The organism is Gordonia shandongensis DSM 45094 (assembly GCF_000423025.1).
Classification (GTDB): domain Bacteria; phylum Actinomycetota; class Actinomycetes; order Mycobacteriales; family Mycobacteriaceae; genus Gordonia; species Gordonia shandongensis.
In genome coordinates, this window is the sequence record NZ_AUHE01000004.1 from 19,448 (window position 1) to 43,337 (window position 23,890).

The following is a 23,890-nucleotide window of genomic DNA, read 5'->3' on the forward strand; positions in this document are numbered from 1 at the left end:
ACCGCCGGCCGAGTCCGTCAGGCCGTGACCTCGCGCAACGCTTCGCCCAGCGCCGAGGCCTCCTCATCGTTCAGTTCGACGACGAGGCGACCGCCGCCGTCGATCGGGATGCGGACGACGATCCCACGCCCCTCCTTGACCGCTTCCATCGGTCCATCCCCCATACGTGGCTTCATCGCCGCCATCTGTCGTGCTCCCTTCACATGGATTCCACGAGGTGTCAGATCAATGATACGTGCATGATGTGCGACGACCCACGTCAGGACCGCCCGGTGACATGGAACCTGATCGCGCCGGGCAGGCCCGGCGCCCCTACTCGGGTCGGACGATCGGGATCGGCCCGGTGTCGGCGGACCCCGCGTCGATGTCCTCGCGCGCCTGCAGATCGTGGACGACGGCGCGCAGCTCGTCGATCTCCCGGGCGAGTTTCTCCAGCGTCCAGTCCACCTCGGACGCCCGATAGCCCCGGAAGGTCTGCGCGAAGATCACCGAACGGACGTCGTCGCCGGTGATCCCGGCACGCGGGAGTCGGGTGAGCGTCGTCCCGCGGTCGAGCGGCGGCAGCTCCTCACCGCGACCGAAGGCGAACCACACCACCAAGAACAGGACGGCGACCATCCCGGCCACGCCCATCACATACAGACCGATCGTCACCACGTGTTCAGCGTAGCGGTGACCGCGCCGCCGGGCCGTCAGCGCACCGAACGATCCAGACTCCGAATCGGCGGACGGTCGCCGACCTGCAGCGGCATCGTGCGCGACGAGAAGCCGCCGTCGGCGTCGGCGCGGAACTGCGTGAGACCGACACCGGAGTCCTCGACACCGCAGCGACGCAGCAGGACCGCGGTGATCTGCCTGCTCATCACCGCCAACTCCTCGAGCGAACGGTTCCGGTGAGTCCGCACACCGAGGTTCACCTGACCGATTCCGGCCAGACCGTAGCGGTCGTAGGTGTCGATCAGCAGTCCGACCTCCACCCCGTAGCCGGGGGCGAAGGGCACCGACGAGAGGAGTTCGCGCGTCCCCGCGTACTCGCCGCCGAGCGGTTGGCACACACCGCCCAGCTCGGGCTTCAACGCCGTCAGCAACGGACGAGCGAGGAGTTCGGTGACCCGCCCGCCGCCGCTGGCCTGCTGCCGGTCGCCGGTCCGCAGCGGCCTGCGGTAATACCCCTTCACCAGGTGGATCGCCGGATCGACCAGAAGCGGCCCGAGCATCCGCGGCACGAACATCGGATCGGGATCGATGAGGTCGGAGTCGACGAACGCGATGAGATCGCCGGTGGTGGCCGCGATCGACCGCCACAGCGCCTCCCCCTTGCCCGGTGCGGGATCGATCCCGGGGATCGCCTCCTCGCGAGTGACCACGCGCGCTCCGGCCGCGACGGCCCGCGCCGCGGTCCGATCGCCACTCCCCGAGTCGAGGACGATGAGCTCGTCGACGAGCGACCCGACCAGCGGGGTGATCGTCTCCACGACCGCGGCGACGGTCGCCTCCTCGTCGAGCGCGGGCAACACGACCGACACGGTCCGGCCCCGTTTGGCGGCGATCAACTCGTCGACGCTCCACGTCGGGTGATCCCAGGTGCGCGGCGTGTCGCGCCCGGCCGTCACGCCAACCCCCGGACGGTCCGCGCCGGCGGGCGCGTCCCGGCGATCGAGGCGACCATGTCGACCACGCGGCGGGTGTCGGCCACCTCGTGGACTCGGAACATGCGGGCGCCGGCCGCCGCCGCGAGGGCGGTCGCCGCGAGCGTTCCGGCCACCCGGTCGTCGAGGCCGGCGTCGAGCGTCTCGCCGATGAAGTCCTTGTTGCTCAACGCCATCAACACCGGCCACCCGGTGTCGACGAGACGGTCGAGACCACGCAGCAGCGCCAGCCCGTGATGTGTGTTCTTCCCGAAATCGTGTGTCGGGTCGATGAGGATCCCGTCGGCGCGGACCCCCGCGTCGCGGGCCCGCTCCGCGGCCGCGGTGACCTCAGCGACCACATCGCCCACCACGTCGTCGTAGGCCACCCGATGCGGACGGGTCCGCACCCGCGCGCCACCGGTGTGCGAGCAGACCAGTCCCGCACCGGCATCGACGGCCACCCGCACCAGTCCCGGATCGACCCCCGCCCACGTGTCGTTGATGAGGTCGGCTCCCGCGGCGCACGCGGCGGCGGCGACCTCCGAACGCCAGGTGTCGACACTGATGAGCACATCGGGATGCGTCCGGCGGATCCAGGCGATCAGCGGCACCACCCGCTGCGTCTCGGCCTCCGCGTCCACATCCCGTCCCGGTCCGGCCTTCACGCCGCCGACGTCGACCATGTCGGCGCCCTGGGCGATCACCTCGTCGATCCGACGTTTCGCCGCATCGTCGGAGAACGTCGCACCGCGGTCGTAGAACGAGTCGGGAGTGCGGTTCACGATCGCCATGACCAGGGCGCGGTCGTCGGGAACGGGTCGGCCGCAGAGGGTCGAGGCCGGACGGACGGGACTCACCACCTCAGCCTACGGTGCGCCGGGCAGCGGTCAGCGCGGGGCCTTCGCCGCGGCGACGTCGTCGGTGTAGCCCTCGTAATACGGCACATAGCCGTCGGATCGACCCGAGAGCACCCACACGGTGTCGTCACCGGTCTGCGAGTACCCCTCGTCGCGCAGCTCGACCTTGCGGTTCTTGAACGTCGAGGTGGTCTCGATCTCCGGCACGAACCGGAGGAACAGCGGCACCGCATACGCGGGCAGTCGGCCGTACAGGTGATCGGCCATCGCCTTGGGGTCCGGGTCGGCGCCGTCGACCAGCTTCACAGCGACCATGCCGGCGCGGCCGTCGGCACCGGGCACCTCGACGCCGTATGCGACCGACTGCTCCACGCCGTCGGCGCCGTCGACGGCGCCCTCCACCTGGGTGGTCGCGACGTTCTCGCCCTTCCACCGGAAGGTGTCGCCGAGACGGTCGACGAAGGCGATGTGCGAGAACCCCAACTCGCGGACCAGATCCCCGGAGTTGAAGTACGCGTCGCCCTTCTTGAAGGCGTCGCGGATGATCTTCTTCTCGGTCTCGTCGACATCGGTGTAGCCGTCCACGGGCACCCGCTCGCTGATCTCCGCGATCAACAGCCCGGGCCGCCCCTTGCGGACCTTCCGCAGCCGCCCGGAGGCGTCGCGGCGCGCGGTGCCGTCGTCGTTGTACTCGACGACCTTGAACGGCAGCGGACAGAAGCCCGCGGTCCGCTTCACGTCGAAGACGTTGACGAACGCCAGGTTGAGCTCGCTGGCTCCGTAGAACTCGACCACGCGGTCGATGCCGAAGCGCTCGGTGAACTCGTCCCAGATCTCCGGACGCATGCCGTTGCCGACCATCACGCGAACCGAGTGACCGCGGTCGGCGGGTTTCGCCGGCTGCGCGAGCAGGTAGCGGCACAGTTCGCCGATGTAGCAGAACGCGGTGGCCCGGTTGAGGATGACGTCGTCCCAGAACCGGGAGGCCGAGAACTGTTTGCCGATGGCGATGCACGCCCCGCCGGCGAGGACCGCGCCGAGCGAGACCGAGAGCGCATTGTTGTGGTACAGCGGCAGCGAGACGTACATGGTGTCCGACGGACGCAGTCGCACGGCCAGACCGCCGATGCCGTCGTAGTTCGCGAGCCACCGGTTGTGGCTCATCACGCTGGCCTTGGGCAGACCGGTGGTCCCCGAGGTGAAGATGTAGAACGCCGTCGTCGACGCCGGGATGGTCGCGGTGACGGCCGGATCGGCCTCGGACTTGTCGCGGGCGGCGTCGTCGAGGGCCGCGTAGTCCAGGACGTGCTCGGGCAGGTGCTCGGCGCCGATCGACTCGAAGGCCTCCGCGCACTCGGGGTCGTGCACCAGGACGGTGCCGTCGAGCAGCGTCATGCTGTGGTCGATGACCTCGCCGCGCTGGTTGTAGTTGAGCATGCCGGCGACGGCGCCGAGCTTGAGTGCCGCGAGGATCACCATGAGGTTGGTGGGGCTGTTCTTGGCGAGGATGCCGACCACGTCGCCCACCGCGACGCCACGCTCGGCGAGGACGGCGGCATACCGGTTCACCTGGCGATTCGCCTCACCGTACGTGGTGGTCTCACCCTGCCAGCGGATGAAGGGGCGGTCGGGGTGCGCGGCGGCGAGTTTCGCGAAGACCAGGCCGATGGAACGGGTGGCGTCCGGCGACCGGAAGATCATGCCCGGTGCGTGACGGGCCATGGACGGGAGGTCCGGCACCATCTTGATCGCACCCCGCACCATGTCGGTGATTCCGACCTTCGCCGGTGCATTCGTACTCATCGCCTGCCTCACTTCCCCGTAGCTCGCGTGAACGCCGTTACCTTACCGGCCGGTCAGGTATTGGATCGCGGCACCCACGGTGTCACATACTTCCAGTTTCGCAAGCGCCCCGGAAGCGACGAACCCCTTCGCCCGGAGATCGTCGAGCCAACCGAGCAGCGGATCGTAGAAACCACGGTGGTTGAGCAGCACGATCGGCTTGTCGTGAACGCCGAGATAGGCACCGGTCCACGTCTCGAAGAGCTCCTCGAAGGTGCCGATCCCGCCCGGCAGGGTCAAAAAGCCGTCGGAGAGCTCGTCCATCTGGCGTTTACGCTCCCGCATCGTGTCGGTGACGATCAGCTCGTCGGCCCCCAGATCGGCGACCTCCTTGGCCATGAGGTGCTCCGGGATGATGCCGACCGTGCGCCCGCCCGCGTCGCGCGCCCCGCGGGCGAGGTGCCCCATCATCGAGATGTCGCCGCCGCCGGACACCAGCGTGGCGTCGGCACCGGCGACGGCCGCCCCCACCTCGGCGGCCAGCCGCAGGTACTCGTCGTCGACGGGCCCGGACGCGCAGTACACGCAGATCGCGCGCCGCGCTCCCGCTCCGCCCGCCGCGGCCGCCCCGGTCACCGGCGGGCCGATGCGCAGATCGCGGCGACGGCCTCGGCCGGGGTGTCGACCACCTGCAGCAGATCCACGTCACCCGCGGAGATCTTGCCCTCGGCCTCGAGCGCGGATCGGATCCACGCGACCAGCGGACCCCAGAAATCACGCCCCACCAGCACGATCGGGAACTGCAGGACCTTCTTGGTCTGCACCAGGGTGAGCGCTTCGAAGAGCTCGTCGAGTGTGCCGAACCCGCCCGGCAGACAGACGAACGCCTGCGCGTACTTCACGAACATGGTCTTGCGGACGAAGAAGTACCGGAAGTTCATGCTGAGCGTGACCCACGGATTGCTGTGCTGCTCGAAGGGCAGCTCGATGTTGAGGCCGATCGACCGCGCGCCCGCCTCGTAGGCCCCGCGGTTGGCGGCCTCCATCGCGCCGGGACCGCCGCCGGTGATGACGGCGAACCCCTCCTCGCCGAGCAGGCGACCGAGTTCGCGCGACTGCTCGTACTCCGGCGACCCGGCCTCGACGCGGGCCGACCCGAACACGGTCACCGCCTCGGCGACGTCCTCGAGGGCGTCGAACCCGGAGACGAACTCCGCCTGGATGCGCTGGACGCGCCAGGAGTCCCGGATCATCCGCTGTTCGGCCCGGTTCGGGTCCCGCGGGTCGACCCACTGCAGGAGCTTGCGGTCGGACGGGATCACCTCCTCGTCGGCGGCGACCCGGACCTGCATCGGCCCGACGTGCCGGACGCACGCGTCACTCGGGTCGGGAACGGCCGGGGCGCGCGCACCGCCGGTCGTGTCGTGATCGTCGGCCCGCGGTGTCTCGCTCATGCGGCGACACTAGCAATCACCGCGCCCGCCGCGCGCGGTGATCCCGGGCCCCTACCCCCTGAGTCACTGGGCGCCTGACTCCCTGGGCGCCTGCCTCACCGGGCATCTGACTCGAGGACCGGTACGACCTCGAAGACCGGGAAGCGCGGCGCCGCCGCACGGAGCTCGGCGTCGCCGGAGTCGGCGCTCAGATCGCCGACGAAGGCCGCGACCTGTCCGCGCCAGCGACGCAGGTACTCCCGCAGCAGCGGAGCCTTGACGGCGTCGTCGCACTCGACGAGGCGGACGCGTTCGGTCGTGCGCGCCCGCCGCAGCTCGGCGTCGGGGCGGACTCGAACGTTGTGCACCCATTGCGTCTCGCCGCGGGGCGCGACGAGGTAGCTCCTGCCGTCCATGTCGAGCACGTTGACCGGTCGCGCGGTGACCCTGCCGCTCACCCGCCCGGCCACCGGCAGCTCATGGCAGTAGCGCGGCGCCATCCCCAGTCGAGCAGCACCGCCGACCAGGGTGTTCGACAGCGCCAGGAGGCGACCGCCCCGGTGGACGTCGGCGGCGTTCGGCATCGCGGAACCCTTTCGTCGATCTCCGGCGCGTACGGTTTCGCACGCATTACGAGAACACTGTTCTCATATCTGTGAGAGTAGTTCACCCGCCGACGATTGACAAGAACACCGTTCTCGAATCAGTGGAGTTCGGCCCGAGTCCGTGGGATCATGACCGGCGATGAGCGAACGGGAGGCCCTCGGGCCACGGGCCAGGAACCGCGCGGCGATCGAGGCCGCGCTGCGCGACGTCGGCCGCAGGCACCTCGCCGAGCACGGCGCCGCCGCGCTGTCGCTGCGTGCGGTGGCGCGCGACATCGGGATCGCCCCGTCGGCGCTGTACCGATACGTCCGCAGCCGCGACGACCTGCTGACGCTGCTCATCGTCGACGCCTACGACGACCTCGCCGACGCTCTCGACGCGGCCACGACACCGGCCGACCCCCCGCGCACCGCGTTCGTCGCCTTCGCGACCGCCCTGCGCGCATGGGCCCGGAGCAATGCCGGCGAGTACGCGTTGATCTACGGCTCCCCCGTCCCCGGCTATCACGCACCGGGCGACGTGACCCGACGCTCGGGCACCCGCCCCCTGGCGCTGCTGGCGTCGCTGGCCGTGCGCGTCGACGCCGTTCCCGAGGTGCCCGGCACCAGTGGGAGCACACAGCGGGCGGCCGCGGCGGCGCTCGCTCCGGCGGCCGCCGATCCCGCTGTGCCTCGCGGCGCCGACCCGGCGTCGATCGCCCGCACGATCGCGGTCTGGAATCTCCTCCTCGGATCGATCGCCTCGGAGTTGTTCGAGCAGCTCGGCCCCGTCACCGACGACCCGGACGCCGTCTACGCGGGCATCACGGACCTCGCGGCCGCACTCCTGTTCGGCTGACTCCCGCGGCACCCGCGCACAGCCGCGGTCGGTTGAACGGCCGCGGACGTTCCCCGGTGACGCGGGAACGGGCGGGGCGGGAACGGGCGGGGCGGGGAGCGGGCGGGACGGGTCAGGTGGTGAGGTAGCGGCGCAGGATCTCGGTGACCTCCGCGATCTGCTCCACCGGGACGCGCTCGTCGGCGCGGTGCGCCAGGCTCGGATCGCCGGGACCGAGGTTGACCGCCGGGATCCCGAGCGCCGAGAAGCGGGAGACGTCGGTCCACCCGTACTTGGCGCGAAACCGGCCCGACGCCGCCGCCACCAGCTTCGCGGCCGCCGGATGCGCGAGTCCGGGAAGCGCACCGGCCGCCGAGTCGGTCACCTCGGCGCGCACCGTGCCGTCCGCGAGGTCGTCGGCGAACACCTCGCGGACGTGCGCGAGGGCCTGCTCGGGACTGCGATCGGGCGCGAACCGGAAGTTCACGTCCACCCAGGCCTCGTCGGGGACGACGTTGCCCGCCACCCCGCCGTGCACGGCGACGGCCGACAGTCCCTCCCGGTACTCGCAGCCGTCGATCGTCACCCGCCTCGGCCGGTACCCCCCGAGCGTCGTCAGCAGACGACCCAGCTTGTGGATCGCGTTGTCGCCCATCCATGCCCGCGCCGAATGGGCGCGCACGCCGCTCGCGGAGAACCGCACCCGCAGCGTCCCCTGACATCCGGCCTCGATCTGTCCGGCCGTCGGCTCACCGAGCACGGCGACGTCGCCCTCGAGCCACTCCGGCAGGTCGCGTTCGATCGTGCCCAGACCGTTGAACTCCGCGGCGATCTCCTCGCAGTCGTAGAAGATCAGGGTGAGGTCGACCGCCGTGTCCGGCAGCGTGGCCGCCAGATGCAGGAAGACGGCGTCGCCGGACTTCATGTCGACGGTCCCGCACCCGTGCAGAACGTCCCCCTCGTCATCGGTGACGCTGCGGCGCGACGGCACGTTGTCGGCGATCGGGACGGTGTCGAGGTGGCCGGCCAGGATGACCCGATTCGCTTTGCCGCGCCGGGTCCTGGCGAGCACGCAGTTACCGTGGCGGATCACCTCGAAGCCGGTCGCCTGGCGGCGCAGCGCCTCCTCGACGGCGTCGGCGATGAGCGTCTCGTCACGGCTCACGCTGGGGATGTCGACGAGGGCGGCGGTCAACTCGACGGGATCGGCGGTCAGGTCCAGGCGCACGGTGCTCACGACCCCACAGCGTAGGCGACCGCCCCGGCGACCGCGGCGGCGGCGATCGCGGGCGTTCGCGCCGCGGTCGATAGACTCGGCCGCGTGACTACTCAAGGTGCTGTTGCCATCGGAATCGCCACCCTCGCCCCGGGCGACGACTCGGACGTCGTTCTGGACACGTGGTACCCCTCCCCCGAACTGACCGCGGATCCGGGGGCCACCGGATCCACCGAGCTGACCGGCGACGAGATCCCCGCCGATCTGCGACCCCTCGTGGGCGACGACGACGCACGCGGCGTCCGGACCGCGGCGATCCGCACGGCGATCGCCGACCTGTCGGTCGCCCCCGTCGACGCGCACGACGTGTACCTGCGCCTGCACCTGCTCTCGCACTGCCTGATCGCCCCGCACGGCGCGAACCTCGACGGTCAGTTCGGGCTCCTGCAGAACGTGGTGTGGACCAACTTCGGTCCGTGCGCCGTCGACGGCTTCGAGGCCACGCGCGCCCGCCTCCGCGCCCGCGGCCAGGTGACGGTGCACTCGATCGACAAGTTCCCGCGGATGGTCGACTACGTGACGCCGAAGGGCGTCCGCATCGGTGACGCCGACCGCGTGCGCCTCGGAGCGCACCTGGCGCCCGGGACCACCGTCATGCACGAGGGCTTCGTCAACTTCAACGCAGGCACCCTCGGCAGTTCCATGGTGGAGGGCCGGATCTCGGCGGGCGTCGTCATCGGCGACGGCTCGGACATCGGCGGCGGCGCGTCCACGATGGGCACGCTCTCCGGCGGCGGCAAGGAGATCATCTCGATCGGTGAGCGCTGCCTGCTCGGCGCGAACGCCGGCTGCGGGATCCCGCTGGGCGACGACTGCGTCATCGAGGCCGGACTGTACGTGACGGCGGGCACCAAGGTGACCGGTCCCGATGGGGCGACGGTCAAGGCCCGCGAGCTGGCGGGCCGGTCGAACCTGCTGTTCCGTCGCAACAGCACCACCGGCGCTGTGGAGGTGCGGCCCAAGGAGGGCGACGGCATCGAGCTCAACGCCGCGTTGCACGCCAACGACTGACGGTCTCGCCGCACACGCACGCGGGCCCCGTCACGGCGACGGGGCCCGCGTGCGTGGTCAGGCGAGTCGGGCGACGGCGGCCGCGACGCGTTCGTCGGTCCCCGTCAGCGCCATCCGCACGTGCCGGGCGCCGGCGGGGCCGTAGAAGTCGCCGGGCGCCACGAGGATGCCGCGGTCGGCGAACCAGTCGAGCGTCTCGCGGGCGTCGCGGTCGCATGTGGCCCACAGGTACAGACCGGCCTCGGAGTGGTCGATGCGGAATCCCGCACGCCGCAGTGCCGCCGACAGTGCGCCGCGACGAGCCCGGTACCGCTCGCGCTGGGCGTTCACGTGGTCGTCGTCGGTCAGGGCCGCGACCGTCGCCCCCTGGATCGGGAACGGCACGATCATGCCCGCGTGCTTGCGGACGGCGAGGAGTTCGGCGATCAGCGCGCGGTCGCCGGCGAGCATGCCGGCCCGGTAGGACGCGAGGTTGGACACCTTCGACAGCGAATGCACGGCGATCAACCCGGTGTGGTCGCCGCCGCACACGTCGGGATGCAGGATCGAGTGCGCCGTGCCCTCCCAGACGAGACCGAGATAGCACTCGTCGGAGACCACCACGGTCCCGCGTTCCCGTGCCCACTGGACGATCGTGCGGAGCTGTTTTGCCGACTGGACGCGCCCGGTCGGATTCGACGGGCTGTTGAGATACAGCAGGGCCGGTGCGGTGTCGCCCATCTGGTCGACGGTGTCCGCGCGGAGCACCCGTGCGCCCGCCAACAGCGCCCCGACCTCGTATGTCGGGTAGGCGACCTCCGGGATCACCACGAGATCACCGGTCGGGACGCCGAGCTGCGAGGGCAGTCCCGCGATGGCCTCCTTGGTGCCGACCACCGGGAGGATGGACCCCGCGTCGAGTCCGGTGACGCCGAAGCGTCGGTGCAGTGCGCCGACGGCCGCCTCGCGCAGCGCATCCGTGCCGACGGTCGTCGGGTAGCCGGGGAACTCCGACGCCGCGTCGAGGGCGGCGCGGATCACCGGGTCCACCGGGTCCACGGGGGTGCCCACCGAGAGGTCGACGATCCCGTCGGGATGCTCTCCGGCACGTCGCCGAGCCGCCGCGATGGTGTCCCACGGGAAGTCGGGGAGGCCGGCGCTGACCGGCCGGAGGCGACGTGTCGGCGAAGCGGTCACGGAAAGATCAGTCCTCGTCGTTCATCGGGGGGAGGTTCTTGATGAACTCGGGGTCGTGCGAGGCCTTCCCGACCTTGCTCGCGCCGCCCGGCGAGCCGAGCGTGTCGAAGAAGTCGACGTTGGCCCCCACGTAGGGCTCCCATTCATCGGGGACGTCGTCCTCGTAGAAGATGGCCTCCACCGGGCAGACGGGCTCGCAGGCACCGCAGTCGACGCATTCGTCGGGCTGGATGTAGAGCATGCGATCGCCCTCGTAGATGCAGTCCACCGGGCACTCCTCGACGCAGGCGCGGTCGAGGACGTCCACACAGGGCTCAGCGATGATGTAGGTCACTACGCGTTCTCCTTCACTGCACGACTGCCACTCCGCGCCCAGGGCTGATGAACACAGAGGATTCGCGCCGACATCAAGAGTATCCACTACCGATGACCGGTTCCGATCGGCACCCCGCCCGGAACCCCGTCAACTGCAGTGATTTTCGCTCACGGTGACGACAAACCGATCGTCACCGCGTCCGGCCGTTCCCGGGGAGCGTCAGCGGACGGCCAGCAGCGGCGCATCCACCGTCCCGTACTCGGTGGTCCGCTGGCGCGGCGTGCGGTCGATGCCCGACACGATCTCGTGCAGTTCGGCGACGGTCTTGGCCGAGCCGTGCATGCTGCCGGCCATCCGCGAGATGGTCTCCTCCATGAGCGTGCCGCCCAGATCGTCGGCGCCGCCGCGCAGCATCACCCGCGTCCCCTCGACGCCGAGCTTCACCCAACTCGTCTGCACGTGGTCGATCCGGCCGTGCAACATGATCCGGGCCAGCGCGTGCACGGCGCGGTTCTCGCGACGCGTCGGTCCGGGTCGCGCCGCACCGGCGAGGTACAGCGGTGAGGACTGGTGGACGAAGGGCAGCGGAACGAACTCGGTGAAGCCGCCGGTGCGATCCTGGATGTCGCGCAGGATGTTCAGGTGGCCCACCCAGTGCCGCGGCGCGTCGACGTGGCCGTACATCATCGTCGAACTCGACGGGATGCCGACCTCGTGCGCCGTGGTGACGACCTCGATCCACGATGCGGTGGGCAGTTTGCCCTTGGTGAGGATCCAGCGGACCTCGTCGTCGAGGATCTCGGCGGCGGTGCCGGGGATCGACCCCAGCCCCGCCTCCTTGAGCGCGACGAGCCAGTCGCGGATGGACTCGCCGCCGCGGGAGGCGCCGTTGACGATCTCCATGGGGCTGAACGCGTGGACGTGCATCGCCGGTATCCGCTCGATGATCGCGCGCACCAGGTCCGCGTAACCGCTGACGGGCAGTTCGGGGTCGATGCCGCCCTGCATGCAGATCTCGGTGGCGCCGGCGACATGCGCCTCCCACGCGCGGTCGGCGACTTCGGCCGTCGACAGCGTGAAGGCGTCGGCGTCGCCCTTGCGCTGCGCGAAGGCGCAGAAGCGGCAGCCGGTGTAACAGATGTTGGTGAAGTTGATGTTCCGGTTGACCACGTAGGTGACGTCGTCGCCCACCACGTCGGCGCGGATCGCGTCGGCGAGGGCGGCCACGGCGTCGAGTCCGGGGCCGTCGGCCTCCGCGAGCGCCAGGTACTCGGCGTCCGACAGCCCCGCGGGGTCGCTCTCGGCGTGCCGGAGGGCCGCGGCCACATCGGCCTCCAGCCGTTCGGGGGCGCTCGTCCCGGACGCCGCCGACAGATCGTGCACCTGCTCGCGGATCGTGTCCCAGTCGCCGAACGCGTTGGCCATGTCGCTGCGGGTGTCGGTGTTGCGGCCGTCGACGTCGATGGCCGCGTTGAGGTCGATGCGCCCCGACGAGTCCCAGTCGTCGTCGGGCTCCTGCCACGGGATGCCGCTGGGCGTGACGTCGGCCGCCAGCCCCGTCGCCGGGTCGGCGAGCGCCGCCACGTGACGGGCGATCCGCGGATCGATCCAGGGGTTGCCGGCGAGCACGTATTTGGGCTGCGCGGCGATCCGTTCGGTGAGCGTGTAGCCGGTGCCCGCGGTGATCTCGGCGAGCGTGTCGAGGTTGGGCCAGGGTCGCTCGGGATTGACGTGGTCGGGGGTCAGGGGTGAGACGCCGCCCCAGTCGTCGACGCCGGCCGCCACCAGTGCCCGGCACTCCTGCGCGGAGACCAGGTTCGGCGGCGCCTGGATTCGCATCGCCGGCCCCAGCACGAGGCGGGCGACGGCGACGGCAGCGAAGAACTCGGCCATCTCCGCGTCGGGAGTCCCGCGCATCGCGGTGTCGGGCTTGGCTCGGAAGTTCTGGACGATGACCTCCTGCACGTGGCCGAAGGCCTTGTGCACCTTGCGGATCGCGAAGATCGACTCGGCTCGCTCGGTGAGGTTCTCGCCGATCCCGACGAGGATGCCCGTGGTGAACGGGACCGACAGGCGGCCCGCGTCGGTGAGCACCCGCAGCCGCACCTCGGGGTCCTTGTCGGGGCTGCCGTAGTGGCACTCCCCCTTGTCGGTGAACAGCCGCCGGGCCGTGGTCTCGAGCATCATGCCCATCGACGGCGCGACCGGCTTGAGCCGGTTGATCTCCTCCCAGCTCATGACGCCCGGGTTGAGGTGCGGGAGCAGTCCGGTCTCCTCGAGGACGCGGATCGCGGCCGCGCGGACGTAGTCGATGGTGGAGTCGTATCCGCGGGCGTCGAGCCACTCGGCGGCCTCCGGCCACCGGTCCTCGGGGCGGTCGCCGAGCGTGAACAACGCCTCCTTGCAGCCCATCTCGGCGCCGCGGCGCGCGATGTCGACGATCTCGTCGATCTCCAGGTACGCGCCGAGCCCCTCGCGGGCGAGCTTGCCGGGGACGGTGACGAACGTGCAGTAGTGACAGCGATCGCGGCAGAGCCGGGTGACCGGGATGAACACCTTGCGCGAGTAGGTGATGCGGCCGGCGCGTCCGTCGGCCTCCAGTCCCGCGTCGCGGACCCGCGCGGCGGCCGCGCACAGTCGGTCGAGATCGTCTCCGCGGGCCGCGAGGAGAACCGCGGCCTCGTCGACGTTGAGCACCGAGCCGTCATCGGCACGCCGCAACGCCCGGCGCATCGCCGACGCGGACGGCGTCGATGCGTCACGGGGCGGGGTCGCGCCGCCAGAAGTGGTCGTCACCGTTCCGATGGTAACCACGATCGCCCGCCGTCGGCCGGGTGGTGCGCCGCGTCAGGAACCGGTGGGGTCGTTGAACCGCATCGTCGAGACGTAGACCGCGGGCGCGGCCAGCCCGCATCCGAGCAGGAGCAGCAGGCGCCAGTCCGGCACGAGCGTGCCGTTCCCGAAGATGGGGAGGACGGCCAGCATCGTCACGAAGGTCCACGCCACGATCGGCCCGTACTGCCAGGCGGACGCGGTGTACGAGCCGGCGAGACGCAGCAGCGCGACGTTGACGACGCCCGCGACGAGTGCGGAGATCGGAAACGGCACCCCACCGACGGTCGCCAGCACGAATGCGGTGGTCAGAATGCCGGTGAGGAAACCGGCGACGGTGAGGACGGCCAGTTCGAGCCGTTCGCCGACGGTCATCGGCTCGCTCCGGGATCGACTCCGGCGAACAGATCGGTCTCCCGCTCGCCCGCCCGAGCACCGGCGTCGGACCGGATGAAGTGCTCGGTGGGCACGATCGGCTGCACCACGCCGTTGCTCAACGCGTACTCGGTCTGTGACGGTGCGACGGTGACCTGGGTGGCGTGCGCGGCCAGCGCGCGGACCTTGCGGTGCACGACGTCGCCGACGTCGACGGACGCCGTGACGAGTTCGTCGGAGACGCTCGGCAGCTCGCCCGGTTCGGGCAGGCGCATCCCCTGCGGGACCGATTCGATCCGAGCCAGTCCGGCCTGCAGCTCACGGTCCGCGGTGACCGACTCGTACACCTTGATCTCCCGGCCGAGCCGGGCCGTCGCGATCGGGATCGCCGCCTCGCCGATCTCATGGACGCGCTTATGGTCGGGGTGACCGTAGGTGCCCGCACTGTCGTAGGTGACGACCACCTGGGGCGCGAAGTCGATCAGCTCCGAGACCAGGGCGGCGATCAGTTCGTCGCGGTCGGCGCGGACCAGGGCGCGGGGGTGCTGCGCCGACGGCGCGCCGGCCATCCCCGAGTCGCGCCAGCGGCCCGCACCGCCGAGGAACCTCGGCGCGGGGCCGGCGTGCGCCGGCGGAGCGAGCGCCGCGAGTGCGGCGCGGAGCTCACCGATGCGAAATCCGCCGAGCTGATCGGCACCGGCGTGCGGTGCGGCGGTCGGGTCGGCCGCCAGCAGCGCCCACTCGTCGCCGATCACCTCGCCCTCCTCACCGAGGGTGAAGGTCAGGACGCGGACGTCGACGCCGCGGTCGAGGTAGGCGGCGATGGTGCCGCCGGTCATGATCGTCTCGTCATCGGGGTGGGCGTGCAGCAACAGCATCCGCAGCGGGGCGCCATCGGTCATCTCACTGCCCGTCATCCCACTGCCCGTCATCCCACTGCCCGTCATCCCACTGCCCGTCATCGCAGCACCCAGCGGTCCGCGCCGGCGAACACGGTCAGCAACGGCGGTCCCGTCAACGTCACACCGTCGATCCGGTCGGTCACCGCGGCGAACATCGTGTCCTGGTAGACGGGGAGATACACGGCCTGCTCGGCGAGCAGTGGCTCGGCCGCGTCCAGCGACGGGGACGGGTCGTCGCTCGTGAGCGCCGAGTCCGCCAGTTCGATCAGACGCGGATCGCACAGACCCGAGATGTTTCCGGTGTAGCTGTCGTCGGCCGACACCCGCGTCTGCGGTCTCTTCGAGACGCTGGTGGTCGGCGTGGACGTCGGCAGGACCGTCTCGTCCGACGGCTTCTCGTCGCCCGGTTCCACCGTGTGGGCACCGGCCTCGGTTCCGCGCGGCGGCGCCTGGCACGCCACCTGTGAGGCCAGCCGGGTCGCCGGGCTGCCGCCCACCCCCGTCCATCCGACGACGAGGTCGACACGTCCCGCGGTCAGCGCCTGACCGTACAGCTCGGTGTTCGACATGCCGACGACGCTGGCGCGGACACCGTTCGACCGCAGTTGATCGACCATCGTCTCCGCGGCCGACATGGTCCGCTGGTCGGTGTTCGTGGCACCGATGCGCACCACGAGATCTCCGTCGCCGTTACGGATCGGCGCGACGTCGAAGGGGACGCCGGGAACGTCGGCGGGCGTCGGAGTGCTGGACGACGGCGGAGTGCTCGACTCCGACGGAGCGCCCGGCTCCGGACGCGGCGTCGCCTCCCCCGGGCGGTAGCCGGCGGCCGCCAGCAGCTCGAACACCTGGTCCCGGGAGGGACGAGCACGGTCGACGGCCGTGAAGTCCCGATCCGACGGCGCATACACGGTGTTCGCGAACGGCGTCACCACGTTGTCGCCGGCGGCGGCCGCGGTGATGAGCCGACCGTCGAGCATCCCGAGGATCGCGCGCCGGACGAGAACCGACTTCATGGTGTCCGACCTGGTGTTGACGTTGACGCCCATCACGCGGGACGTCGCCAGGCGCGAGGTGACCACTCCCGGCACGGCGCCGAGTTCGGCCGCCGGCGCCGCCCCGATGGGCAGGGCCGCGAACGTCGAATCGCCGTTGCGGATCGTCTGCGTCATCTGCTGCGGTGTCCCGGCCTTGCGGAGGACCACCTGATCGATCTCCGGCGGCGTCCGCCAGTACCGGTCGTTGCGGATCAGCCGCACCTCGTCGCGGGCGCGGTCGATCGAGTAGATCTGGAACGGTCCGGCCGTGACCGGCTTGCCGTTGTCCATCCCCGTCTGGAAGCCGGTGGGTTCCGAGCGCAGGGTGTGGCTCGGGAGCAGGTGGGTGAACAGCTCCCGCCAGTCGGGGTACTGCTCGTCGAACGTCACCGTGACGATCTTGCCGCCGCCGGAGGTCCGCACGTCGCTGATCGCGCGGTAGCCGGCCGGGCCGATCACGTTCGGCTGACGGGACATCTGCTCCCACAGATAGTGGAAGTCGTCACCGGTGACCGGCAGCCCGTCCGACCACTGCGCATCGTCGACGATGTGGTACTTCACCTCGAACGGATCGGTGGACGACACCTCGGCCGACGAGAGCAGCGCGTCGTTCATCCGCCACTGCACGCCCTCGGGCGTCGTCGTCGGCACGAAGGCGCTCGGCAGCGTCATCGTGCCGATGGCGCTGGTGACGGTGCCCTGGTCGGCCCCCAGATGCGGATTGAATCCCGCGCCGATGGAGTCGGTCGCGATGGTGACCGTCCGCTCATCGGGGTATTCGTTGGGCGTGTGCGTCGGGAGGGTCTCCCGGACGGGCGGCGGCGGGTCCGCCATGCACGCGGTGGCCGTCGCCCCGACCACCCCCGCGACCACGATCGCCCGGATGCGGGCCCGCATGGTCCTCATCGGATCTCCTTCAGTGCACTCGGTTCGGTCCGACCGTCCGCTCACGTCGCGAGTGTCCACCGGCTCGGGACGCCCGTCGGGACCGGTCCCGCTCCGGGACCGGTGCGGGAGTGTTCCGTACTAACCTACGGTGTCGGCCCCCGACGATCCACAGCCGCGCACGGGTCGCCGTGCGCGCGGGTGTCGGTTCACCGACCGTCGGCCGTCAGGAGTTCGCGTCGCGAGCCTTGGCGCGGGACCGCTCGCGGGCGCGGGTGGAGGCGTCGAGGTTCACCTTGCGCACCCGGCACGCCTCCGGCGTGACCTCGACACACTCGTCGACCGCGCAGAACTCCATCGCGCTCTCGAGGTCGAGCTGCATCGGCTTCGCGAGGGTCTCCATGACGTCGGCCGACGACTGACGCATGTTGGTGAGCTTCTTCTCGCGGGTCACGTTGATGTCGAGGTCCTCCATCCGGGGGTTGATCCCCACCACGTGTCCCTCGTACGTGTCGTCGCCCGGGTCGACGAAGAACGTGCCGCGGTCGGCGAGCTGGATCATCGCGAACGGGGTCACGCTGCCGGCGCGGTCGGAGACGAGCGAGCCGGTGTGGCGGGCGCGGATCTCGCCGGCCCACGGCCCGTACTGCGCGAAGACGGCGTTGGCGATGCCGGTCCCGCGGGTCTCGGTCATGAAGTCGGTGCGGAAGCCGATGAGGCCGCGCGACGGGATCTCGAACTCCATGCGCACCCAACCGCTGCCGTGGTTGTTCATCTGGTCCATGCGGCCCTTGCGGGCGGCGAGCAGCTGGGTGACGGCGCCGAGGTACTCCTCGGGCACGTCGATCGTCAGGTGCTCGAACGGCTCGTGAACCTTGCCGTCGACCTGACGCGTCACCACCTGCGGCTTGCCGACGGTCAGTTCGAATCCCTCGCGCCGCATCTGCTCGACGAGGATCGCCAGCGCCAGCTCGCCGCGCCCCTGGACCTCCCACGCGTCGGGGCGACCGATGTCCTGCACCCGGAGCGACACGTTGCCGACGAGTTCGGAGTCGAGGCGGTCCTTGACCATCCGGGCGGTCAGCTTGTGGCCCTTCACGCGGCCGGCGAGGGGCGAGGTGTTGGTGCCGACGATCGCCGAGATCGCGGGCTCGTCGACCGTGATGCGGGGCAGGGCGACCGGATTCTCGGGGTCGGCGAGGGTGTCGCCGATCATGATCTCCGACATGCCTGCGACGGCGACGATGTCGCCGGCGACCGCCTCGTCGGCGGGTGCGCGATCGACGCCCAGCGTCACCAGCAGTTCGGTGATCTTGGCGCGTTCGGTGACCTGCTCGCCGTCGACCTCCCGCATCCAGGCGATCTGCTGGCCCTTGCGCAACCGGCCGTTGTGGATGCGGACCAGTCCGAGTCGGCCGAGGAACGGCGATGCGTCGAGGTTGGTGACGTGGGCCTGGAGCGGCGCTTCGACGTCGCCCTTCGGCGCCGGGACGTTGTCGATGAGGACGTCGAACAGCGGGTCGAGGTTGTCGCCGTCGGGCACCTGCCCGTTCTGCGGCATCGCCGTGCTGGCGACGCCGGCGCGACCCGAGGCGAACAGGACCGGGAGGTCGAGTGCCAGTTCGGCGGCTTCGGCGGCCTCGTCGTCGAGGTCGGACGCCAGGTCGAGCAGCAGGTCCTGCGCCTCGGTGACGATGTCGGAGATCCGCGCGTCGGGCCGGTCGGTCTTGTTCACCACGAGGATCACCGGCAGCGACGCGGCCAGCGCCTTGCGCAGCACGAAGCGGGTCTGCGGGAGCGGCCCCTCGGAGGAGTCGACGAGCAGGACCACGCCGTCGACCATCGACAGCGCGCGCTCGACCTCGCCGCCGAAGTCGGCGTGGCCGGGGGTGTCGATGACGTTGATGATGTAGTCGGTGCCGTCGGGCTGACGGCGATGCACCGCGGTGTTCTTCGCGAGAATGGTGATGCCCTTCTCGCGTTCCAGATCGCCGGAGTCCATCACGCGGTCGACGAGTTCGGCGCGCTCGCCGAACACGCCGGACTGACGCAGCATCGCGTCGACCAGGGTGGTCTTGCCGTGGTCGACGTGCGCCACGATCGCGACGTTGCGGAAGTTGGTACCAGCGCTCACTAAGGTCTCTTTCGTCTCTGGGGAATTGACGGTCGCAATTCGTTCCGGTGTCTGGGACCCGGGCGTGCACTCGCGCGGGGCGCCCGGCCCAGATCAACCCGTCCAGAGTAAGGCAACGACGGTGTCTGCGCGATCCGACACCACGCGATCTGTGGTTAGCCTGAGCTAACAATCCTGGTGTACCGTCGACCCGTGGGAAAGACCGAACCGGCGAAGGTCGCACGACTGCGACCCAAGAAGAAGTGCTGCCAGAAGAGCACGCGCTGCCTGCGGTGCCCGGTCGTCATCCACCGGATGAAGAAGATCGACTGCGATGGCATGACCGAGAAGCAGGCGAGGAAGGCCCTCAAGAAGGCTCGTGCGGCCTGACCTGCAACTCCTCGGCCAATTCCTGCACCCACGGCAGATCGTTCGGGACGATCTCGCCCCGCTTCGCCATCGTGATCAGCTCCTCGGCGCCCACCCAGCGGAGTTCCCGGTGCTCGAGAGCCCGGGGCGTGCCGCGCACCACGCGAGCACGCATCGCGATCAGCGTGAGGCCGCTGCGCGGCCGAACCACATCGGCCAGCGGAGCGCCGACCGACACCCAGACGTCTAATTCCTCACACAGTTCGCGACGGAGCGCGTCGCGGGGGTTCTCGGCGGCTTCGACCTTGCCGCCGGGCAGTTCCCACAGGCCCGCGAGCTCCGGCGGCGCGGTGCGCTGCGCCAGCAGCACACGGCCGCCGTCGAGGACCGCGCCCGCCACCACGAGCGTTCCGCCGTCGGTCACGACCCCACCACCGCGAGCGCACCCGGATCGAGCCGGAGCCGCACCGAGTGCCCCGGGGCGACGGCGACGGCGCTCACGGCATCGAACTCTGCTGCCCCGGACTCTCCTGTCTCAAACTCTGCTGCACCGGACTCTCCTGCACCGGCCCCCTGAGCGCCGATCCGCACGCGCAGTCGCCACCCCGACACCAGGGCCGCCGAATGCACAACGGTCGCACGGGGGCCCACACCGGCGGGGAGCCCCGCCGCGGACGCGCCGTCGGCGGCGGGCCACGCGACGATCGACTCCGGTCGCAGAGCCACGCGGACCGGACCGTCGACGAGATCGTCGAACACCCCGCCGGAGACCCCCTGCGCTCCGCGGAGCACATCGCCCAGCGGCGTCCGCAGCGTCGCACCCGCGACCGACCCGTCGACGAAGGCCCGCGCGCCGAGGAAACGCGCCGTCTCCTCATCGGCCGGTCGATGCCACAGTCGAGAGGTCTCATCGGACTGCACGATGCGACCCGCACTCATCACGCTCACCGTGTCGGCCATCAGCGCCGCCTCCCGGTGATCGTGCGTCACGAGCACCGTCGGCGTGCCGCTGCGACGCACGATCGTCCCGATCGCCTCGGCGAGGGACTCGCGCAGTTGCGCGTCGAGGGCCGCGAGCGGTTCGTCGAGCAGCAGGAGCCGCGGCCTCGGTGCGAGCGCGCGGGCCAGCGCCACCCGCTGCGCCTGCCCACCGGACAGCGCGGCGACCGACCGGTCGCCGAATCCCGACAACTGCACCAGCTCCAGCATCTCGTCGACCCGCGCACCGATCACCGTGCGGCCGACACCCCGGCGTCGCAGCCCGTACGCGACGTTCTGAGCGACCGTCCGCCCGGGGAACAGCTGTCCGTCCTGAAAGACCACGCCGAAGTCGCGGCGATGCGCGGCAGTCGACGACACGTCGTGCCCGGCCCACGACACACTGCCCGACGCGAGCGGTTCGAATCCGGCGATCGCCCGCAGCAGAGTCGTCTTCCCGCAACCCGACGGCCCCAGCAGCGCGGTGACCATCGACTCGTCGGTGCCGACGCGCCAGTCGACACCGTCGAGCGCGGTGAATCGGCCGTAGCGGACAGAGACGTCCCGGACCGTCAGCATGCGGGCGCCTGTCGCGTCGAGGACCGCGGCCGCGTCCCGGTGACCGCGATCAGCTCGATCACCGCGATGACCACCGCGCCGACCAGGACGAGGACGGTGGACGCCGCCATGGCGGTGGCCAGTTCGTCGGTGCCGGGCCTGCCCATCAGCGTGCCGATCAGCACCGGCAGCGTGGTCGTGTCGGGGCGCGCGAGAAATGTCGTCGCACCGAACTCGCCGATCGCCATCACGAACGCGAATCCAGCCGCGGCGCACAGAGTCCGCGCCGTCATCCGCAGGTCCACCGACACGATGACGCGCAGCGGGCCCGCGCCGAGGGCGGCCGCCGCATCCCGCAGCCGCGGCGGGACCTGCCCCAGCGCCGGGATCATCACCCCGGCCACCACCGGAATCGCGATCAGCGCCTGCACGGCGGGAATCACCAGGGGCGACCCGGTGACCTCCGCGGGCAGAGCGCTGACCACCAGCAGATAGCCGAATCCGAGGGTCACCGCACTGACTCCGAGGGGCAGTGCCGCGAACACCGCCGCCACCCGCGCCGTGCGGCCGCCGCCGCGGGTCACCGACAGCGCCAGCAGCAGACCGATCACCAGTGCCACGACCATCGCGGCGAGAGCGCTGGTCACCGAGTAGACGAGCGAGTCGAGGGCCGACATCCCGCCGGACGGGGTGGCGAGCGACCGGTAGCCCGCCGTCGTCCATCCCCCTCCGTCGGGCCGAACCGAGCGCACGCCGAGCGACAGCAGCGGCACCAGCAGCCACAGGACCGTCCAGGCGATGACCACCGCGACCACGATCCGGATGCGGCCCGCCGGTCGACGCCGGTGCGCGCCGTCGGCCCGCAGCGGCGTCGACCCCGCCCCGGACACGCCGGCTCCCCGGCTCACCGCGCGAGCGAGGACGAGGGCGCACACCACGACCACGATCTGGAGGGCGGAGAGGACCACCACCTCGGGGATCCGGAACGAACCGAACCCCTGGTAGTAGATCTCCGTCTCCAGGGTGCGGGCCCGGGAGGCCCCGAGGATCAGAACCACCCCGAAGCTGGTGGAGCAGAACATGAACACGAGCGCGGCCGCCGCTGCCGTCGCCGGCAGGATCCGCGGCAGGACGACGTCGCGGAACGCTCGGAACCGGCCCGCGCCCAGGCTTCGCGCGGCCTCGAGGGTCCGCGGGTCCACGCGCTCCCACGCCGCACTCACCACCCGGACCACGACCGCCACGTTGAGGAATACGTGGGCCAGCAGGATCGCCGGCCAGCCGTCGTCGATGCCGAGACCGGCCAACGGCCCGGTGAGCAGCGCGTGGAAGGCCACACCCACGACCACCGTCGGCAGGACGAACGGCAGCGTCACCAGCACGCGCAACACCCCGGTTCCCGGCAGGTCGACCGTCGCGACGAGCCACACGATCGGCGCGGCGACGACGACGGTGAGCGCCGCCGATGCCGCGGCCTGGGCCACGGTGACGCCGAGCAGCTGCCAGGCGTCGGTCCGGCGGAGCAGTTCGCCGACCGACGCGCCGCCGCGGACCCCGGGGGTCCCCGGCTCGAGGGAGCGTTTCACCAGGGCGGCGACCGGCCAGACGAACAGCACGGCGACGAAGATCGCGGGGACGAGGGCGGCGGCGCGCATCGCCCAGGACACGCGGACGTCGTGCGACTGCGCCGTCACGTCAGCGCTTCATCGCGGTGCGCCACTCGTCGAGCCACTTCTCGCGGTTGGCGTCGATGTAGTCGGGCGCCATCCGGACGGTCCAGCCGGGCGTCGGGGCGCGGTGCTGCCATGCGGCGGGCAGCCGGATGTCCTTCTGGACCGGGTAGACGTACATGGAGGTCGGCAGTGCCGACTGCACCTCGGGGCTCAGCATGAAGTCGACGAGCTTCTTGGCGCCCTCGGTGTTCGCGGCGCCTCGGAGCACGCCGATGTATTCGATCTGGGCGAAACACGAGTCCAACAGTGCGGAGGTTCCCGGCGTCGCCGCCGGGCTCGACGCGTACGACACCGCGATCGGCCGGTCGCCGTGACCGGCTCCCGCGCTGAACTCCTGGTTGTAGGCCACCTGCCAGCCGCCGACGACCTTGGCGCCGTTGTCGATGATCTGGTGCCAGAACGGCTCGGCCCGTTCCCCGTACCGGCCGATGGTCGCCAAGAGGAAGCCCATGCCGGGTGACGACGTCGACGGGTCGAGCAGCACGGCCTGATCGCGGTAACGGGGGTCGGCGAGGTCATCGATCGAGGTGGGCGCCGGCAGCTCGTGTCGGTCGTACCAGGCGTCGTCGATGTTGAGGCAGACGTCGCCGCGGTCGACGGCCGTCAGCAGGTCGCTGACCTCCCCCTTGTCCTTGACCGCGTACTCCTGCGCGCCGTCGGCGGCGGCCGGCGACACATAGGGTTCGAGTGCTCCGGCTTCGATCGGCCGGGCTGCGAAGGTGTTGTCGATGCCGAAGACGGCGTCGCCCTTGGGCGATCCGGGGGTCAGCGAGACCTGCGCCGAGAGCGACCCGCCGTCTCCGGCCTTCACGACGTTCAGGGTCATCCCCGTCGTCGACTCGAAGGAGTCGATCACGGCGTCCGGGAGGTCGAAGGACTCGTGGGTCAGCAGCGTCACCTCCGGCCGGGAGTCCTCGCTCGACGGCGCGCAGGCGGCGAGGCCGGCGGCCAGGACGGCGGCGGCGGTCACCGCGGTCAGCGCACGTCGGGGTGCGCTCGTCTCGGAGAAACGCATTCTCAAACTCCACTCGTCGGGACATCTGCGCGCCGGCCCCGCAGTCGAGTCGGCCGCAGTCGATTCGGCCGCAGTCGATTCGGCGCCGGACGTTCTGGGTGCTGAATCTACCCAGGCGGACCGGATCGATGCATGTCGAGGCCGCCGCGAATCCCGCAGTGGGGCATCGGAACCTGAGAATGCCGATCT

The 23,890-nt window shown here is 70.8% G+C and carries 23 protein-coding genes; 3 read left to right on the top strand and 20 right to left on the bottom strand.

What is annotated here, in order from left to right; genetic code table 11:
• Positions 1-17: 17 nt before the first annotated feature.
• The 8 genes from G528_RS16670 to G528_RS16680 all read right to left on the bottom strand — a co-directional run bounded on the left by G528_RS16670 (position 18) and on the right by G528_RS16680 (position 6,287).
• Positions 18-185: a DUF3117 domain-containing protein gene (locus G528_RS16670; protein ID WP_084638100.1), complete on the bottom strand. Its 168-nt coding sequence runs from the start codon at positions 183-185 to the stop codon at positions 18-20.
• 127 nt (positions 186-312) lie between these two features.
• Positions 313-657 (bottom strand): DivIVA domain-containing protein, encoded by a 345-nt coding sequence (locus G528_RS0106830; protein ID WP_026918326.1) that lies wholly within the window; start codon positions 655-657, stop codon positions 313-315.
• Between the two features lie 35 nt (positions 658-692).
• Positions 693-1,613, bottom strand: coding sequence for a glucosyl-3-phosphoglycerate synthase (locus G528_RS16675; protein ID WP_035719250.1), 921 nt, complete (start codon positions 1,611-1,613; stop codon positions 693-695).
• The gene (gene folP / locus G528_RS0106840; RefSeq protein WP_211220610.1) at positions 1,610-2,422 is read right to left on the bottom strand and encodes a dihydropteroate synthase; all 813 of its coding nucleotides are present in this window, start codon (positions 2,420-2,422) and stop codon (positions 1,610-1,612) included. The genes G528_RS16675 and folP overlap by 4 nt, the downstream gene beginning before the upstream one ends.
• Positions 2,423-2,518: 96 nt before the next feature.
• Positions 2,519-4,291, bottom strand: a complete 1,773-nt coding sequence (locus G528_RS0106845; RefSeq protein WP_026918328.1) for a long-chain-acyl-CoA synthetase — start codon at positions 4,289-4,291, stop codon at positions 2,519-2,521.
• A gap of 42 nt (positions 4,292-4,333) precedes the next feature.
• The gene (locus tag G528_RS0106850; RefSeq protein WP_051198428.1) at positions 4,334-4,906 is read right to left on the bottom strand and encodes an LOG family protein; all 573 of its coding nucleotides are present in this window, start codon (positions 4,904-4,906) and stop codon (positions 4,334-4,336) included.
• Positions 4,903-5,724: an LOG family protein gene (locus G528_RS0106855; RefSeq protein ID WP_026918330.1), complete on the bottom strand. Its 822-nt coding sequence runs from the start codon at positions 5,722-5,724 to the stop codon at positions 4,903-4,905. Before G528_RS0106855 ends, G528_RS0106850 begins: the two co-directional genes overlap by 4 nt.
• 95 nt (positions 5,725-5,819) lie before the next feature.
• Positions 5,820-6,287, bottom strand: a complete 468-nt coding sequence (locus G528_RS16680) for a nitroreductase/quinone reductase family protein (RefSeq protein WP_035719253.1) — start codon at positions 6,285-6,287, stop codon at positions 5,820-5,822.
• Between the two features lie 160 nt (positions 6,288-6,447).
• Here G528_RS16680 and G528_RS0106865 point away from each other — a divergent pair, with 160 nt between their 5' ends.
• On the top strand, positions 6,448-7,146 hold the full coding sequence (locus G528_RS0106865) for a TetR/AcrR family transcriptional regulator (protein ID WP_026918331.1): 699 nt from the start codon (positions 6,448-6,450) through the stop codon (positions 7,144-7,146).
• 112 nt (positions 7,147-7,258) lie between these two features.
• On the opposite strand, the gene dapE is transcribed toward G528_RS0106865, so the two are convergent.
• Positions 7,259-8,362, bottom strand: coding sequence for a succinyl-diaminopimelate desuccinylase (gene dapE, locus G528_RS0106870; protein WP_026918332.1), 1,104 nt, complete (start codon positions 8,360-8,362; stop codon positions 7,259-7,261).
• An 84-nt stretch (positions 8,363-8,446) separates the two neighbouring features.
• Between dapE and dapD the strand changes: the two genes are divergently transcribed.
• Positions 8,447-9,412 (top strand): 2,3,4,5-tetrahydropyridine-2,6-dicarboxylate N-succinyltransferase, encoded by a 966-nt coding sequence (dapD, locus tag G528_RS0106875; protein ID WP_026918333.1) that lies wholly within the window; start codon positions 8,447-8,449, stop codon positions 9,410-9,412.
• Positions 9,413-9,469: 57 nt separating this feature from the next.
• Here the strand turns inward: dapD and dapC are convergent, their stop codons facing one another.
• The 7 genes from dapC to typA all read right to left on the bottom strand — a co-directional run bounded on the left by dapC (position 9,470) and on the right by typA (position 19,069).
• Positions 9,470-10,588 (bottom strand): succinyldiaminopimelate transaminase, encoded by a 1,119-nt coding sequence (dapC, locus tag G528_RS0106880; RefSeq protein ID WP_026918334.1) that lies wholly within the window; start codon positions 10,586-10,588, stop codon positions 9,470-9,472.
• 7 nt (positions 10,589-10,595) lie between these two features.
• Positions 10,596-10,922: a ferredoxin gene (gene fdxA, locus G528_RS0106885; protein ID WP_026918335.1), complete on the bottom strand. Its 327-nt coding sequence runs from the start codon at positions 10,920-10,922 to the stop codon at positions 10,596-10,598.
• Between the two features lie 201 nt (positions 10,923-11,123).
• Positions 11,124-13,700, bottom strand: a complete 2,577-nt coding sequence (locus G528_RS0106890; protein WP_156890374.1) for a bifunctional FO biosynthesis protein CofGH — start codon at positions 13,698-13,700, stop codon at positions 11,124-11,126.
• 51 nt (positions 13,701-13,751) lie between these two features.
• Positions 13,752-14,111, bottom strand: coding sequence for a hypothetical protein (locus G528_RS0106895; RefSeq protein ID WP_026918337.1), 360 nt, complete (start codon positions 14,109-14,111; stop codon positions 13,752-13,754).
• Positions 14,108-15,013 carry an N-acetyl-1-D-myo-inositol-2-amino-2-deoxy-alpha-D-glucopyranoside deacetylase gene (gene mshB / locus G528_RS0106900; protein WP_026918338.1) on the bottom strand — a complete coding sequence of 302 codons (906 nt, stop codon included), beginning with the start codon at positions 15,011-15,013 and terminating at the stop codon, positions 14,108-14,110. Before mshB ends, G528_RS0106895 begins: the two co-directional genes overlap by 4 nt.
• Before the next feature lie 56 nt (positions 15,014-15,069).
• The gene (locus tag G528_RS0106905) at positions 15,070-16,956 is read right to left on the bottom strand and encodes an ABC transporter family substrate-binding protein (RefSeq protein WP_026918339.1); all 1,887 of its coding nucleotides are present in this window, start codon (positions 16,954-16,956) and stop codon (positions 15,070-15,072) included.
• A gap of 205 nt (positions 16,957-17,161) precedes the next feature.
• A complete protein-coding gene (typA, locus tag G528_RS0106910; protein WP_026918340.1) occupies positions 17,162-19,069 on the bottom strand; it encodes a translational GTPase TypA in 1,908 nt (635 codons plus the stop codon).
• Between the two features lie 192 nt (positions 19,070-19,261).
• On the opposite strand from typA, the gene G528_RS18615 reads away from it, so the two are divergent.
• The gene (locus tag G528_RS18615) at positions 19,262-19,438 is read left to right on the top strand and encodes a hypothetical protein (RefSeq protein WP_169515231.1); all 177 of its coding nucleotides are present in this window, start codon (positions 19,262-19,264) and stop codon (positions 19,436-19,438) included.
• Here G528_RS18615 and G528_RS0106920 read toward each other — a convergent pair.
• Genes G528_RS0106920 through G528_RS0106935 form a run of 4 tightly spaced genes read right to left on the bottom strand, consistent with a single transcriptional unit; the run spans position 19,416 to position 23,701 of the window.
• Positions 19,416-19,841 carry a (deoxy)nucleoside triphosphate pyrophosphohydrolase gene (locus G528_RS0106920; RefSeq protein WP_026918341.1) on the bottom strand — a complete coding sequence of 142 codons (426 nt, stop codon included), beginning with the start codon at positions 19,839-19,841 and terminating at the stop codon, positions 19,416-19,418. The genes G528_RS18615 and G528_RS0106920 overlap by 23 nt on opposite strands.
• Positions 19,838-20,974, bottom strand: coding sequence for an ABC transporter ATP-binding protein (locus G528_RS0106925; protein ID WP_026918342.1), 1,137 nt, complete (start codon positions 20,972-20,974; stop codon positions 19,838-19,840). Before G528_RS0106925 ends, G528_RS0106920 begins: the two co-directional genes overlap by 4 nt.
• Complete coding sequence (locus tag G528_RS0106930) at positions 20,968-22,608, bottom strand: ABC transporter permease (RefSeq protein ID WP_026918343.1); 1,641 nt, start codon at positions 22,606-22,608, stop codon at positions 20,968-20,970. The genes G528_RS0106925 and G528_RS0106930 overlap by 7 nt, the downstream gene beginning before the upstream one ends.
• 40 nt (positions 22,609-22,648) lie before the next feature.
• Positions 22,649-23,701 carry a thiamine ABC transporter substrate-binding protein gene (locus G528_RS0106935; protein WP_026918344.1) on the bottom strand — a complete coding sequence of 351 codons (1,053 nt, stop codon included), beginning with the start codon at positions 23,699-23,701 and terminating at the stop codon, positions 22,649-22,651.
• Positions 23,702-23,890: the final 189 nt, after the last annotated feature.